Below are 12,824 nucleotides of genomic sequence, written 5' to 3' on the forward strand. Positions count from 1 at the left end.
TGGATGGATCAAGATACTTCGAACAGTCCCGGCAAGGCCCGCTGGCGTGAAAGATTGGGCATGGGAAGCTCTGGCAAGGACATGCCGAAAATTTCCGATGAATTTAAACCGTCAGCCGCACCGGTGAAACCGGCCCCGCGCGCGCCGCAGCCGGCACAGGCCCAACAGCCCGTGACCCGGCCGGCGCCGATGGCGCCGCGCACCCCGGCGCCGATGGCCCCCCGTGTCCCGCCGAGGCAGGCGCCACAGGCCCAGGCGCCCCTGACGCAGCCCAAGCCGCAGCCGCGCCCGGTAGCGCCTTTGCCGCAGGGAGCCGCCGGACTGGGCGACCGCCTGCGTGCCGAGCGCCAGGCCGCCGAGCGGCTGGCCGAACAGCGTGTTGCGCAAGCGCGTGGGGGCAACCGGCCGATGACGCCGCCGCCGGTGCAAGCCGCGCCGCCGGCAGCGCCGCCACCGCAGAGCCAGCGGCCGGCCCAGCCCGAACGGCCCAAATTCAGCTTCTCGGCCGAGGAACTGGCCAAGGACAAGCGTGAGACCGTGCCGGCAGCTCCGCCGCCGCCCGAGCGCGAATATCCGACCTTCTCCGGCAAGACGGGGGGAGGTGTGGCACCGCCGCCTTTGACCCCGCCGCGTCCGGCATTGGGCGGCAACGCCGCGGCCCAGCCGCAGCGCCCGCAACCGGCAAAGCCGCAGGCGAGCCCGCCGCCGGCCGCCGGCCCGGCTTTTCAACCTCGCTACGGCACGCCGCCGCAGCCGCCGGTTCCGAACTATCGCTCGCTCGACCCGCCGGCAGGTGGCGGCTTCACGCCGAAATCCCGGCCCTATGCCGATACCGCGGCCTTCCGCGAGGACCCGCTGGCCCGTCGTGACGCGCCACCGCCACCGCGGCCCCAGCCGCCGGTCAATCGCGAATATGACTCCTATCGCCGCCCGCCGGCGCTTCCGCCGGTATCGCAGCAGGCCTATGGCGACGAGCTCGACGGGCCGTCGCTGCCGGACTATCGCCGCCGGCCCCCAGTCCCGGCGCGCGGCCGTCAGCAGCCGGCTCCGGCGCCGGCCTATGACGAGGATGTCAACGAGGTATTCGAGGATGAGGAACCGCCGCGCCCGCAGCGCCGGCGCGCCTCGGCGCAGGATTACAACCGCGCCTATCGGGACTATGAGGAAGGTGGCTACGAGGCCGAACCACGCCGCCGTCGCGGCCCTTGGCCGTGGCTTCTGGCGATCCTGATCGGCGGCATCGTCCTGACCGGCGGCATCATCTACTATTACCTGACCTACATGAAGAATCCGGGCCAGGCGAATAACGGCAACGTGCCGGTCATCGAGGCGCCGGACTCATCGTCGAAGACGGCGCCTGAGAACACCGGCGGATCACTGGGCAGCGCGCCGGGCACAAACCCGACGACCGACGCCCAGCGCAAGCAGATCTATGACCGGATCCTCGGCGACGACGAAGTGAACGGCAACCAGAACCAGGTGGTGCCGACACAGGAGCAGCCCCAGGCGGTCGAGCCGACGGGCAGCAATGAGGGACAGGGCGCCGCGCCTCTCCCCACGCCGTCGAGCGGTACGCAGGACAATTCGAGCGAGCCGCTGCCTCTGCCGCTGCCCCCGCCAGGGGCGACCGACCAGCAGGGCTCGTTGCAGAACAATTCGAACCAGCAGACTGCTGCCATGGGAGCCGTGGATCAAAACACGGCTCCGGCCCCGGAGCCCGCCTCGACCACCGCGGCCGATGGCGGGGCGCCGGTCCCTGGCCAACTCGCAAAGGCCACGGAACAGATTGCATCGGCACCACCGCCGGCGGCGGAGCAGGTGGTGAGTGACCCCGAAGAGCTTCCGCCCCCAGCGCAACCGGCCAAGCCTAAGCTCAAGGCTGAAAAGAAGCCGGTGAAGAAGACCGCCGCCGTCGAGGATGCCGTGGATACGGGCTCCGATGGCGCCGTTGAGCCCCTCGTTCTTGTCCCTCCCGCCCAGCAGCCCGTCGCGACCCAAGAGGCGCCGATCGCTCAACCCGAGCCGGCCCCGCAAGCGACCGAGAGCGCGGCGAGCGAGCAGAAATCCAAATCGTTTTTCAATAGCCTCGGCAGCGGCCCGACCGGCAAGCGCAAGCTGACCGGCAAGGCCGCCGAAAATGCCGTGCGTGGCGGCGCCTCCGGCAACTGGGCGAATGCGCCGGACCCGAACGCCGTTCAGGCCGACTCGTCCGGCAGCGAACCGCAGCAGATCGCCGCGATCACGCCCGCGCCGCAGCCGATCCCGGCGCCGGAACCCGAGCAGCCGGTGCAGAAGGCCAAGCCGTCAGGTGGCGGCTTCACGGCCCAACTCGCCTCCTTCCGCTCCGAGGCGGAAGCCCAGGCCGAATTCGACCGGCTGCGCGCCAAGCATGGCGGCGTGCTGAGCGGCTTCAATCCGCGTATCGTCAAGGCGACGGTTGCCGGCAGCTCCCGGTATCGGCTCAGCGTCGGCCCGATGGCCTCCAGGGCCCAGGCCTCCAAAGTATGTGATTCGCTCATCGCCGGCGGCGAGCGCGACTGCCTGGTGCGTGGCAACTGAGCCTGCCGTCAAGAAAGTGTCATCGCCAGGCCGCGTGCGGGCCGGCCTGAGCTGAAATCCAGCGATTACTCGAAAAGCTTGGAATCTGGGGATAATCTGTACTGGGGCAGGCGAATCACCTCCGCTTTTGCGACAAGCGGACGAAAGCGATTGCACGAAGATGACGAGCGAAGAGAACACACCCGAAACCAAATGGCCGGACGGCGAAGGCCCGGTCCGCCAGGAGGCTGCGCCTGAGCCGGCCGCCGATGAAGAGACCTTCATCGTCGACATCCTGGGCTTCGAAGGTCCCATGGACCTGCTCTTGGACCTCGCACGCCAGCACAAGATCGACCTGTCGCAGATTTCGATGCTGGCGCTGGTCGAGCAGTATCTCGCCTTCATCGAGCAGGCGCGTCAACGCCGTCTCGAGATCGCCGCCGACTATCTGGTCATGGCGGCATGGCTCGCTTATCTGAAGTCGCGGCTACTCCTGCCGCGCGCGCCCGGCGACGAGGAAATGCCGGCCGAGGATCTGGCTGCGCAACTGTCGTTCCGCCTGCAGAAGCTGCAGGCCATGCGCGATGCGGCCGCCAAGCTCATGGCCCGCGACCGGTTGGGACGCGACGTGTTCGAGCGCGGCGAGCCGGAGAAGCTCGTCTTCGATACCCGCGTCGAATATACCGACAATCTCATCGACCTGCTCAAGGCCTATACCAACCGGCGCCAGAAGCTGGCCCGCCACACCACCTATACGATCAAGCGCGTCAAAGCGTGGTCGATCAAGGATGCGCGCCAGATTCTCGAACGCCTGGTCGGCCGCATGGACAATTGGGGCAGCCTCGATACTTGGCTCGCCGATTATTTCGCGACGCCGGAAGGTCGCACCACGGTGATCGCCTCGAGCTTCACCGCGAGCCTCGAGCTTGCCCGCGAAGGGGTGATTGAGATCAGGCAGGACCGGGCCTTCGAGCCTATTTACATGCGCCGGCGCGCCAGCGCCGCGTAAGAAGGAAGTAGAAGTCATGACAAGGCCACAGCCAATTGTGAATGATGTCGAGACCGAGGAACCGGTAGTGGAGGTGGCGGAAGAGACCATGCCGGAGACGAATGATGTCGTGACGATGCATCCGCGCGCCGACCGCAGCCATCACCTGCGGATCGTCGAGGCGCTGCTGTTCGCCGCGTCCGAACCTCTGTCCACGGAGCAATTGACCGCCGCTTTGCCGGAAGGCGCCGATCTTCCCGCGCTGCTCGAGGACCTGCAGGCCAACTATGCCAATCGCGGCGTCAATCTGGTCCACGTCGCCGGGCGCTGGGCATTGCGCACCGCGAGCGATCTGAGCTTCCTCTTGCGCCGCGAGGCGGTCGAGCAGAAGCGTCTTTCCAAGGCGGCGCTCGAAACGCTGGCGATCATCGCCTATCACCAGCCGGTGACGCGCGCCGAGATCGAAGAAATCCGTGGCGTCGCCATTTCCAAGGGTACGCTCGACACGCTGCTCGAGATCGGCTGGACGCGTATGCGTGGCCGCCGCCGCACGCCCGGCCGGCCGGTCACCTACGGCACCACCGCGGCATTCCTGGGCCATTTCGGCCTGAACGAAATTGCCGATCTGCCGGGCCTGCAGGAACTGCGCGGTGCGGGCCTCCTCGACACCACCATGCCGCCGGGCTTCGATATGCCGGTGCCCAAGATGTCGGACGAACTGGCCCCGGATGAGGATCCGCTCGACGGCACCGAGGAGTCGCCGCTCGAAATGCATCTGCCGGAAGAGGACGAGGTCCTGGCGGAGGAGGGCGAGCCGTCCTTGCCCGAGCCGCTCGAGGCCGAGCTTGAGGAAAGCGAGCAGGGCGACGAGGCAGGGGACGATGAGCCCAAGCCGGAAGAACCCAATTCCTGACCGGGATAGTCGGCCTTCTTGGCCGATGCCCGGCGGATAGTGTACACCGCCCGTATGAATACGGCAGAATCCACCGAAACGGCGCGGCCGCATCATTGGGGCCCGCGCGGCACGGCGGCGGCGACGTTCGCCGGGCGGCTGACCTTCGACAATGTGAGCCTGAGCTTCGGCCCGATTCCGGCTGTCCGCAACGTCAGTTTTGATCTGAAGCCGGGTGAAATCGTCTGTCTGCTGGGCCCTTCGGGTTGCGGCAAGACGACGCTCCTGCGCATTGCGGCGGGCATCGAGCGCCCCGAGAGCGGCCGCGTGCTCATCGACGATCAGGAGATGGCCGGCAATGGCCGTTTCGTTCCGCCGGAGAAGCGCAATATCGGCCTGATGTTCCAGGATTTCGCGCTGTTCCCGCATCTCTCCATCATCGACAATGTCGCCTTCGGCCTGCGCGGCTTGAAGCGTGCCGATGCCGTGAAGGAAGCGCGCCTGGCGCTGAAACGGGTAGGGCTCGCCGACTATGAGCACGAATATCCGCACCGGCTGTCGGGCGGCGAGCAGCAGCGTGTGGCGTTGGCGCGGGCCATCGTGCCGCGCCCGCAGGTCATGTTGATGGATGAGCCATTCTCCGGCCTCGATCAGCGTCTGCGCGACAGCGTCAGGGCCGAGACCCTGGCCTTGCTCAAGGAAACCCGCGCCACCGCGATGCTGGTGACCCATGATCCGATCGAGGCGCTTGGGCTTGCCGACCGCATTCTCCTGATGCGGCGGGGGCGCCTCATCCAGGCCGGCACGCCGGCCGAGATCTATGGCCGGCCCGCCGATGCCGAGGCAGCACGCTTCTTCTGCGACATGAACGAGCTGACCGGCCGGGTGCGCGGCGGTCTTGCCGAAACACCGGTGGGAACTTTCCCCGCGCCGGGATGCGCCGATGGCGAAGCGGTGCTGGTCATGCTGCGCCCGCAAGCTTTCGCGCTGGGGCCGTCAGGCCTCGGGCCGGAAGGATTCGTTCTGAGTTCCCGCTTCATCGGCGATGCCAGCGCGCTCACGGTCGTTTTCAAGGGGGTGGAAGCGCCGCTCGCGGTCCGCATGCCGGCCGCCTTGGCGCCGCAGCAAGGCGTCAGCACGGCCTTCACCGTCGATCCCGCCCAGGCTTTGGTCTTTACGGCCGATGGTTCCAACCCCATCTAACAATGAGTTCATCCCCATCTCACAGATGGGCAGTTTTGTTGCGGCGCTTAACCCTTTCTGCAATAGTGCGCGCGACGCGGGCTGGAAAGCCCTGAATAAGTTCAAGGGAGTAGCAGTAAATGGGTTCGCTTTCGATTTGGCACTGGCTTCTGGTGATCCTGGTTGTCGTGCTTCTGTTCGGCCGCGGCAAGATCTCCGATCTGATGGGTGACGTCGCCAAGGGCATCAAGAGCTTCAAGAAGGGTATGGCCGACGATACGACCGAAGCCAATGCGGATGGCGACAAGACCAAGACGCTCGAGCAGTCGGCCGAGACCAAGGTCGGCGACAAGGTTCAGAGCTGAGCTGAGGCGCGGCTTTTTCATTAAAAGGGCCGCAGAGCCACAATGTTCGATTTCGGCATCGGCTATACCGAACTGATGGTGATCGTCCTGGTGGCGATCATCGTCATCGGGCCCAAGGACCTCCCCAAGGTGTTGCGTGCTTTCGGCCGCACCATGCAGAAGGTGCGTGGCATGGCGCGTGAGTTCCAGGGCCATCTCGATGAGGCGATGCGCGAGGCGGGTGTCGACGACATCAAGAAAGAGCTCAACAATCTCAAGACCATGAATCCGGTCGAGGACATCAAGAAGGAGATCAATTCGATCTCCGCCACCAACCCGATCCCGCAAGTGGCGAAAGAGCTCTCCGCCGATCTCAAGAAGCAGGATGACGACTTCAAGAAATATTTCGGCGATAACGGCGCCAAGCCCGCCGAGGCTCCGGCGGCTGCCGCTGCCGAGCCGCCCCAGGTCGAGCCTCAGGTGACGCCGGCCAAGTCCGAAACGCCGCCGGTGGTGCACTGATGAGCATTAACTTAACCCTCATGCTGAGGTGCGAGCGAAGCGAGCCTCGAAGCATGAACAAGGTACAAAGGTCTTGCCGTTTGCCACCCTTCGAGGCCCGGCTACGCCGGGCACCTCAGGGTGAGGGCTGTGTGATTGGAGCCCAATCGTGAGCCAGGCTGATATCGACGCCTCCGAAGCCCCGCTGATGGATCATCTGATCGAGTTGCGCCGGCGGCTGATCTATTGCGTGATCGGCTTCTTCCTGGCCTTCGTGTTGAGCTTCGCCTTCTCGACCCAGATCTTCAACATTCTCGTCAAGCCGTTCGAATGGGGCACCGGCGCCTCGGCCAGACTTATCCAGACCGAGTTGCTCGGCTTCTTCATGGTGAAGCTGAAGATCGGTTTCTTCGGCGCGCTGTTCATCACCTTTCCGCTGATCGCGATCCAGATCTATCGTTTCGTGGCGCCAGGCCTCTACAACAATGAGCGCAATGCCTTCCGGCCTTATCTCGTCGCGACGCCGATCTTCTTCCTGCTCGGCGCCTGCCTCGTCTTCTTCTTCCTCCTGCCGGTGGCGATCAAATTCTTCTACAGCCTGATCGAAGGCACGGGCGGAGACGGGCAGTTGCCGGTCGAGCTGATGCCGGATGTCAGGTCCTATCTCGATTTCGTGATGATGCTGATCCTGGCCTTCGGCCTGTGCTTCCAGCTGCCGGTCATCCTGACACTTCTGGGCCAGATCGGCGTGCTCTCTTATGACCAGCTGAGAAGCGGCCGGAAATTCGCCATCGTCGGTGTCTTCGTCGTGGCCGCTGTGCTGACCCCGCCGGACCCCATCTCGCAGATCGCCATGGCCGTCCCGCTGATGGCGCTTTACGAGGTTTCGGTCCAAGCGGTGCGTTTCCTCGAAAAGCGCCGCGCCGCGGCGGCTGCCAAGGCAGAGGCCGAAGAGGCCAAATCGGGCTGATTAGTCCTTAAATTCCTAAAAGTGGTTCAGGCTTTGCCTGAGGCGCCGGGCGCTTTATAGCATCCGGCGACCATAGGAATCGCCATGCACGACATCAAATTCATCCGCGACAACCCCGAAGCCTTCGATCAGGGGCTCGCCAAGCGCGGGCTGCCCGCCCAGGCTTCGGGTCTGATCGCCCTCGACGACACCCGCCGTGGCCTGATTGCCAGGCTCCAGGCCCTCCAGGAACGCCGCAATGCCGCTTCCAAGGAGATCGGCCAGGCGATGGGTAAGGGCGACAAGGCCAAGGCCGAGGAGATCAAGGCCGAGGTCGCCCGCATCAAGGAAGGCATGCCGGCGGAGGAGGACGCTCTCAAGGCCGCCGAGGCGAAGCTCCACGAGACGCTGGCCGCCATTCCCAATATTCCGGGTGATGACGTGCCGCTCGGCCCCGACGAGACCGCCAATGTGGAGGTCCGGCGCGTCGGCGAGCCCAGGCGCCTCAACAGCGCCAAGCAGCATTTCGAGATCGGCGAGGCCTTGGGCCTCATGGATTTCGAGACGGCCGCCAAGATTTCCGGCGCCCGCTTCGTGGTGCTCAAAGGCCAGCTTGCCCAGCTCGAGCGCGCCCTCGGCAGCTTCATGGTCGATCTCCATACGCGCGAGCATGGCTATACTGAGGTGGCGCCGCCGTTGATCGTGCGCGACGAGACCATGTTCGGCACCGCGCAATTGCCGAAATTCGCCGAGGACCAGTTCCACACCACCGATGGGCGCTGGCTCATCCCGACGGCCGAAGTGTCGCTCACCAATCTGGTGCGCGAGTCGCTGCTGGAGGAGGACGTATTGCCTCTGCGCGTGACCGCCTGGACGCCGTGCTTCCGCGCCGAGGCGGGCGCCGCGGGCCGCGACACCCGCGGCATGATCCGCCAGCATCAATTCGCCAAGGTCGAGCTCGTCTCGATCACGAGCCCTGAGCAGTCGGGTGACGAGCATGAGCGCATGACGCGCTGTGCCGAGGAAGTGTTGAAGCGGCTCGATCTGCCGTACCGCGTCATGGCACTGTCGACCGGTGACATGGGTTTCTCGGCGCGCAAGACCTATGACCTCGAAGTATGGCTGCCCGGCCAGAACACTTATCGCGAGATCTCGTCCTGCTCCGTATGCGGAGAATTCCAGGCGCGCCGCATGGATGCCCGCTTCAAGCCAAAGGAAGGCAAAGGTGCCCGCTTCGTCCACACGCTCAATGGCTCGGGCGTTGCGGTCGGGCGTGCCCTCATCGCGGTGCTCGAAAACTATCAGAACCCGGACGGCAGCGTGACGATCCCCGATGTGCTGCGCCCCTATATGAACAACGACACGACGATCAAGGCCAAATAATGCGCATTCTTCTGACCAATGACGACGGCATCCATGCCGAAGGCCTCGAGTCGCTCGAAAAGATCGCCCGCGCGATCTCCGACGACATCTGGATCGTGGCGCCCGAATCCGAGCAGTCGGGGGCGTCGCACTCTTTGTCGCTGTCCGACCCCTTACGCCTGCGCAAGATCGGCGAGCGGCGCTTCGCCGTGCTCGGCACCCCGACCGACTGCGTGCTCATGGCGGCGCGCAAGGTCATGCCGGAAGTGCCGGACCTCGTGCTGTCGGGCGTCAATCGCGGCCAGAACATCGCCGACGACGTGACCTATTCGGGCACCATCGCCGCTGCGATGGAAGGCACGACGCTGGGCATCAGGTCGATCGCGCTGTCGCAGGTGATCGGCATCCATAATCGCGATGCCCTGACCTACGAAGTGGCGGAGCGCCACGGCGCGGCGGTGCTGAAGAAGCTGGTCGAGCTGCCTTTGGGGCCGGGCGTGCTGCTCAATATCAATTTCCCCGACTGCCGGCCCGACGAGGTGGCGGGCGTCGAGGTGACGCGCCAGGGCAAGCGCGACCAGAATCTGCTCCATATCGATGAGCGCCGCGACACGCGCGGCAAGCCTTATTACTGGCTGGGCTTCCAGCGCGAGCGCGGCAATCCACCGGCCGGAACGGACCTGCGTGCCGTTTTCGAGAAGCGCATCTCGGTGACGCCGCTCCATATGAATCTGACGCAGCTTGACGCCTTCGAGCCGGTACGAAAGGCGCTGGAGACGATGTGAACGAGGACTATCGCAAGATCGAGCTGATCATGGCCCTGCGCAACCAGGGCATCCGTGATCGGAAGATTTTGGAAACGATAGAGCGCACACCGCGCGAGATGTTCCTCGGACAACCGTTTCAGCCGATGGCCTATGCCGACCAGGCATTGCCCATCGCCTGTGGCCAGACCATCAGCCAGCCCTTCGTCGTCGCTTTCATGACCGACCGGCTGAAGCTGCACGACCGCTGCAAGGTGCTGGAAGTCGGCACCGGCTCGGGCTACCAGGCGGCGATCCTGTCGCCGCTCTGCCGCAGGGTCTATACGATCGAGCGCTATCGCACATTGGCGCTCGAGGCGGGGGAACGCTTCAAGGCGCTCGGCCTGCACAATGTCACACAGATGGTGGGCGACGGGACCAAGGGCTGGCCGAACCAGGCGCCTTTCGATCGCATCATCGTCACCGCGGCAGCGAAGGAAGTGCCGCCTGCGTTGACCGAGCAACTCGCCATTGGCGGCATCATGATCATTCCGCTGGAAGATACACCGATGAACCAGGACCTCGTGCGCATTACCCGCAACGAACAGGGCTACGCGCAGGAGGATCTGCTGCCGGTGCGCTTCGTGCCGCTGGTCGAAGGCATTGCGCGGGAGAGCTAGTGGCGAGACGTTGCAATTTCGCATAGACTGAGGCCGACGGGAGTTTTTGAGAGGGGCTTCGATGCGTAAAGATTTCGCCTTGCCGCGCGGCACTGTTCATCGACTGACGGTCGACAGCGAGGTGCTGAAGAGCAATCTCCTGGGCGATCCGACCGAGCGGATCATCGATGTCTATGTGCCGGCCGGAAAAACGGGCGAGGGCCTGCCGCTCCTCGTCGATCTCGTCGGCTTCACCGCCGGCGGTCCGGCGCACAGCAACTGGAAGAATTTCGGCGAGAATGTCCCCGAACGGCTTGATCGCTTGATCGGCTCGGGCGCGATGCCGCCTTGTGTCGTGGCCTTCCCCGACTGCTTTACCAAGCTTGGTGGTAATCAATATATCAACTCGGTGGTGATGGGGCGCTGGGACGATTTTCTCCTGGAGGAGGCTGTACCCTTCATCGAGAGGAAATTCGGCTGCGGCGGCACCGGCCGGCGTGGCTGCTTCGGCAAGAGCTCGGGCGGCTACGGCACCATGGCGCAAGTGATGCTCCATCCTGATTTCTGGAGCGCCGGCGCCTCGCATTCGGGTGATGTCGGCTTCGAGCTGCTGTTCTTCCCGGATTACCCCAAAGTCCTGCGGGCGCTGGCGACGACGGACAATTCCATCCAGAAATGGCTGGAGAAATTCTTCGCAGCGCCCAAGGTCAAGGACGCCGATGTGCATATCCTGATGGATCTCGCCATGGCGGCGACCTATGATCCCGATCCTGGCGCCTATATGGGGGTGCGGCTCCCGGTAACGATCGACACCTGCGAGCTCATTCCGGAGCGCTGGGCGAACTACGTCAAATGGGATCCCTTGACGCTGGTCGAGAAGCACGGGAAAGGGCTGAAGAAACTGAAAGCCCTCTATATCGACTGCGGCGACATCGATCAGTACAATCTCGTCTACGGATCGCGGCGCATGCATAAGCGTCTGACCGAGCTGGGTGTGCCGCATGTTTATGAGGAATTCGCCGACGACCACTCCGCCGTCGACTATCGGATGGATGTGAGCCTGCCGATCCTGGCCAAGGCGCTTTCAAGCTAGATCGATTTTCGGGTGGCTCAGCAGCGGAGAGGGACTAGGTTTGGTCATGAGCACGATCATCCTCACCGATCATATCGAGACTCCCATCGGCCCCATGCTGCTGATGGTGCGGGACGACCGCATCATCGGGCTCGAATTCGACGACCAGCCCGAGCGTTATCTGAAGGATCTGCGTCATCGCTTCGGCGAGTTCACCTTCGCGGAGACGTCCAATCCGTGCGGCTTCTCGGACCAGTTGCGGGCTTATTATGCGGGCGACATCCGAGCTATCGACGCTCTGCCGACCATAGGCGGTGGCACGCCGTTTCAGGAGCGTGTCTGGACAGAGCTGCGGCGCATTCCTGCCGGCACGACCATTTCCTATGGCGAGCTCGCCGTTCGTCTCGGCGACAAGAAGGCGACGCGCGCTGTTGGCCTCGCCAATGGCCGCAATCCCATTTCTGTCGTCGTGCCGTGCCATCGCGTGATCGGCGCCGACGGCTCGCTCACCGGTTATGGCGGTGGTGTGCCGCGCAAGAAATGGCTGCTCGCCCATGAAGGTGTCGTACCCGCAAAGGAACGAACGAACCGGCAGGCTGATCTGTTTTCGGGTGGTTTCTGATACGTCGCGGGATCAGTATCGGAGCATCGATCAAGGAGATCCCGAATGTCCGCCATCGCCTTCATTGCCCTCGACACCGAAGAGGTCCGCGCCCTTCAGAACGGTGCCCCTGACGCCAATGGCCAGACGCCGGAGCGCCATATATCCGACGGCGATGGCGTGCCCTGCCGCCATTGCCAGCGCGATGTCGGCAAGGGCGAGGCCTATCTCATTCTGAATTACCGGCCGTTCCCGGCCTTGCAGCCCTATGCCGAGTCAGGCCCGATCTTCATTCACGCCGAACCTTGCGAGCGCTATGCGGCGACGAGCGAGACGCCGGACATGTTCTTCAAGAACGGCCGGCGTTATCTGATCAAGGGTTATTACGCCAATGACCGGATCGCTTACGGCACCGGCACGATCGTGGCCCCTGAGGACATGGAGAAGGCCGCGGCAAGGATCCTGGAGCGATCGGACATCGCCTATGTCCATGTCCGCTCCGCGCTCAACAACTGCTATCAGCTGCGCATCGAACGGGCGGGATAAAAAAAGCCCCATTCCGGGCGTCGGACCGGAATGGGGCCAGGCGCCTCCAGCCGAAGCTGGAGGTCACGGAGACTGAAGTCAAAGCGGATCGTGATGCCGGGTGCGTAACGGCGTGACGATCTCCTGCATCTTGCGTTCGGGCGGCTCGGACGTTCCGAGCTTGTTGATGTCGACGCCGATATCCCTGGCGAGCTTGGGCCCCATCGTCCGCAGCAGGTCGACGGCTTTCTCCTCGTCCTGGCGGGCGCGCCGGGCCTCGCGTCTGACATTCATCCAGCGGGTGAGTTTGCTGAAGGGCGACAGGTCGGAAAAAGGCGACTCGATCGGCGGTGTCATGGCGGCTCTCCTCGTGCTGAATCCCGACTCTTGTTTGGCCGGTGCGAATTTGATGGAGAGACGCTAATGCGCAGGGACGCCGGGCGCTGTGGCTAAACTCACAATGCTCGA

At 64.3% G+C, this 12,824-nt stretch carries 14 protein-coding genes; 13 read left to right on the plus strand and 1 reads right to left on the minus strand.

Going from position 1 to position 12,824, the window contains the following annotated elements:
• Nucleotides 1-3: 3 nt before the first annotated feature.
• The 13 genes from JHL16_RS09790 (at nt 4) to JHL16_RS09850 (ending at nt 12,377) form a co-directional block, all read left to right on the plus strand.
• Entirely contained in the window at nt 4-2,559 is a 2,556-nt protein-coding gene (locus JHL16_RS09790) for an SPOR domain-containing protein (RefSeq protein WP_200184647.1), read from the plus strand.
• Between the two features lie 160 nt (nt 2,560-2,719).
• The gene (locus tag JHL16_RS09795) at nt 2,720-3,547 is read left to right on the plus strand and encodes a segregation and condensation protein A (protein WP_137854904.1); all 828 of its coding nucleotides are present in this window, start codon (nt 2,720-2,722) and stop codon (nt 3,545-3,547) included.
• Nucleotides 3,548-3,563: 16 nt separating this feature from the next.
• The gene (gene scpB / locus JHL16_RS09800) at nt 3,564-4,439 is read left to right on the plus strand and encodes an SMC-Scp complex subunit ScpB (RefSeq protein WP_200184648.1); all 876 of its coding nucleotides are present in this window, start codon (nt 3,564-3,566) and stop codon (nt 4,437-4,439) included.
• Between the two features lie 54 nt (nt 4,440-4,493).
• Nucleotides 4,494-5,621, plus strand: a complete 1,128-nt coding sequence (locus JHL16_RS09805; protein WP_200184649.1) for an ABC transporter ATP-binding protein — start codon at nt 4,494-4,496, stop codon at nt 5,619-5,621.
• A gap of 119 nt (nt 5,622-5,740) precedes the next feature.
• Nucleotides 5,741-5,965 (plus strand): twin-arginine translocase TatA/TatE family subunit, encoded by a 225-nt coding sequence (locus JHL16_RS09810; RefSeq protein ID WP_137854901.1) that lies wholly within the window; start codon nt 5,741-5,743, stop codon nt 5,963-5,965.
• Nucleotides 5,966-6,007: 42 nt separating this feature from the next.
• Nucleotides 6,008-6,466, plus strand: coding sequence for a Sec-independent protein translocase protein TatB (tatB, locus tag JHL16_RS09815; protein WP_200184650.1), 459 nt, complete (start codon nt 6,008-6,010; stop codon nt 6,464-6,466).
• Between the two features lie 148 nt (nt 6,467-6,614).
• Nucleotides 6,615-7,415 (plus strand): twin-arginine translocase subunit TatC, encoded by an 801-nt coding sequence (gene tatC / locus JHL16_RS09820; RefSeq protein ID WP_200184651.1) that lies wholly within the window; start codon nt 6,615-6,617, stop codon nt 7,413-7,415.
• A gap of 84 nt (nt 7,416-7,499) precedes the next feature.
• A complete protein-coding gene (serS, locus tag JHL16_RS09825; RefSeq protein ID WP_200184652.1) occupies nt 7,500-8,777 on the plus strand; it encodes a serine--tRNA ligase in 1,278 nt (425 codons plus the stop codon).
• Nucleotides 8,777-9,541, plus strand: coding sequence for a 5'/3'-nucleotidase SurE (gene surE, locus JHL16_RS09830; protein WP_200184653.1), 765 nt, complete (start codon nt 8,777-8,779; stop codon nt 9,539-9,541). Before serS ends, surE begins: the two co-directional genes overlap by 1 nt.
• On the plus strand, nt 9,538-10,179 hold the full coding sequence (locus tag JHL16_RS09835; RefSeq protein ID WP_200184654.1) for a protein-L-isoaspartate(D-aspartate) O-methyltransferase: 642 nt from the start codon (nt 9,538-9,540) through the stop codon (nt 10,177-10,179). The genes surE and JHL16_RS09835 overlap by 4 nt, the downstream gene beginning before the upstream one ends.
• Nucleotides 10,180-10,240: 61 nt before the next feature.
• Nucleotides 10,241-11,251 (plus strand): alpha/beta hydrolase, encoded by a 1,011-nt coding sequence (locus JHL16_RS09840; protein ID WP_200184655.1) that lies wholly within the window; start codon nt 10,241-10,243, stop codon nt 11,249-11,251.
• A gap of 46 nt (nt 11,252-11,297) precedes the next feature.
• Nucleotides 11,298-11,852, plus strand: a complete 555-nt coding sequence (locus JHL16_RS09845) for a methylated-DNA--[protein]-cysteine S-methyltransferase (RefSeq protein WP_200184656.1) — start codon at nt 11,298-11,300, stop codon at nt 11,850-11,852.
• A gap of 45 nt (nt 11,853-11,897) precedes the next feature.
• Complete coding sequence (locus JHL16_RS09850; protein WP_200184657.1) at nt 11,898-12,377, plus strand: DUF1203 domain-containing protein; 480 nt, start codon at nt 11,898-11,900, stop codon at nt 12,375-12,377.
• A 78-nt stretch (nt 12,378-12,455) separates the two neighbouring features.
• Here JHL16_RS09850 and JHL16_RS09855 read toward each other — a convergent pair whose 3' ends face one another.
• Nucleotides 12,456-12,713 (minus strand): hypothetical protein, encoded by a 258-nt coding sequence (locus JHL16_RS09855; protein WP_200184658.1) that lies wholly within the window; start codon nt 12,711-12,713, stop codon nt 12,456-12,458.
• Nucleotides 12,714-12,824 lie beyond the last annotated feature (111 nt).

It is taken from the genome of Taklimakanibacter albus (assembly GCF_016595235.1).
In the GTDB taxonomy this organism is placed as follows: Bacteria; Pseudomonadota; Alphaproteobacteria; order Rhizobiales; family Aestuariivirgaceae; genus Taklimakanibacter; species Taklimakanibacter albus.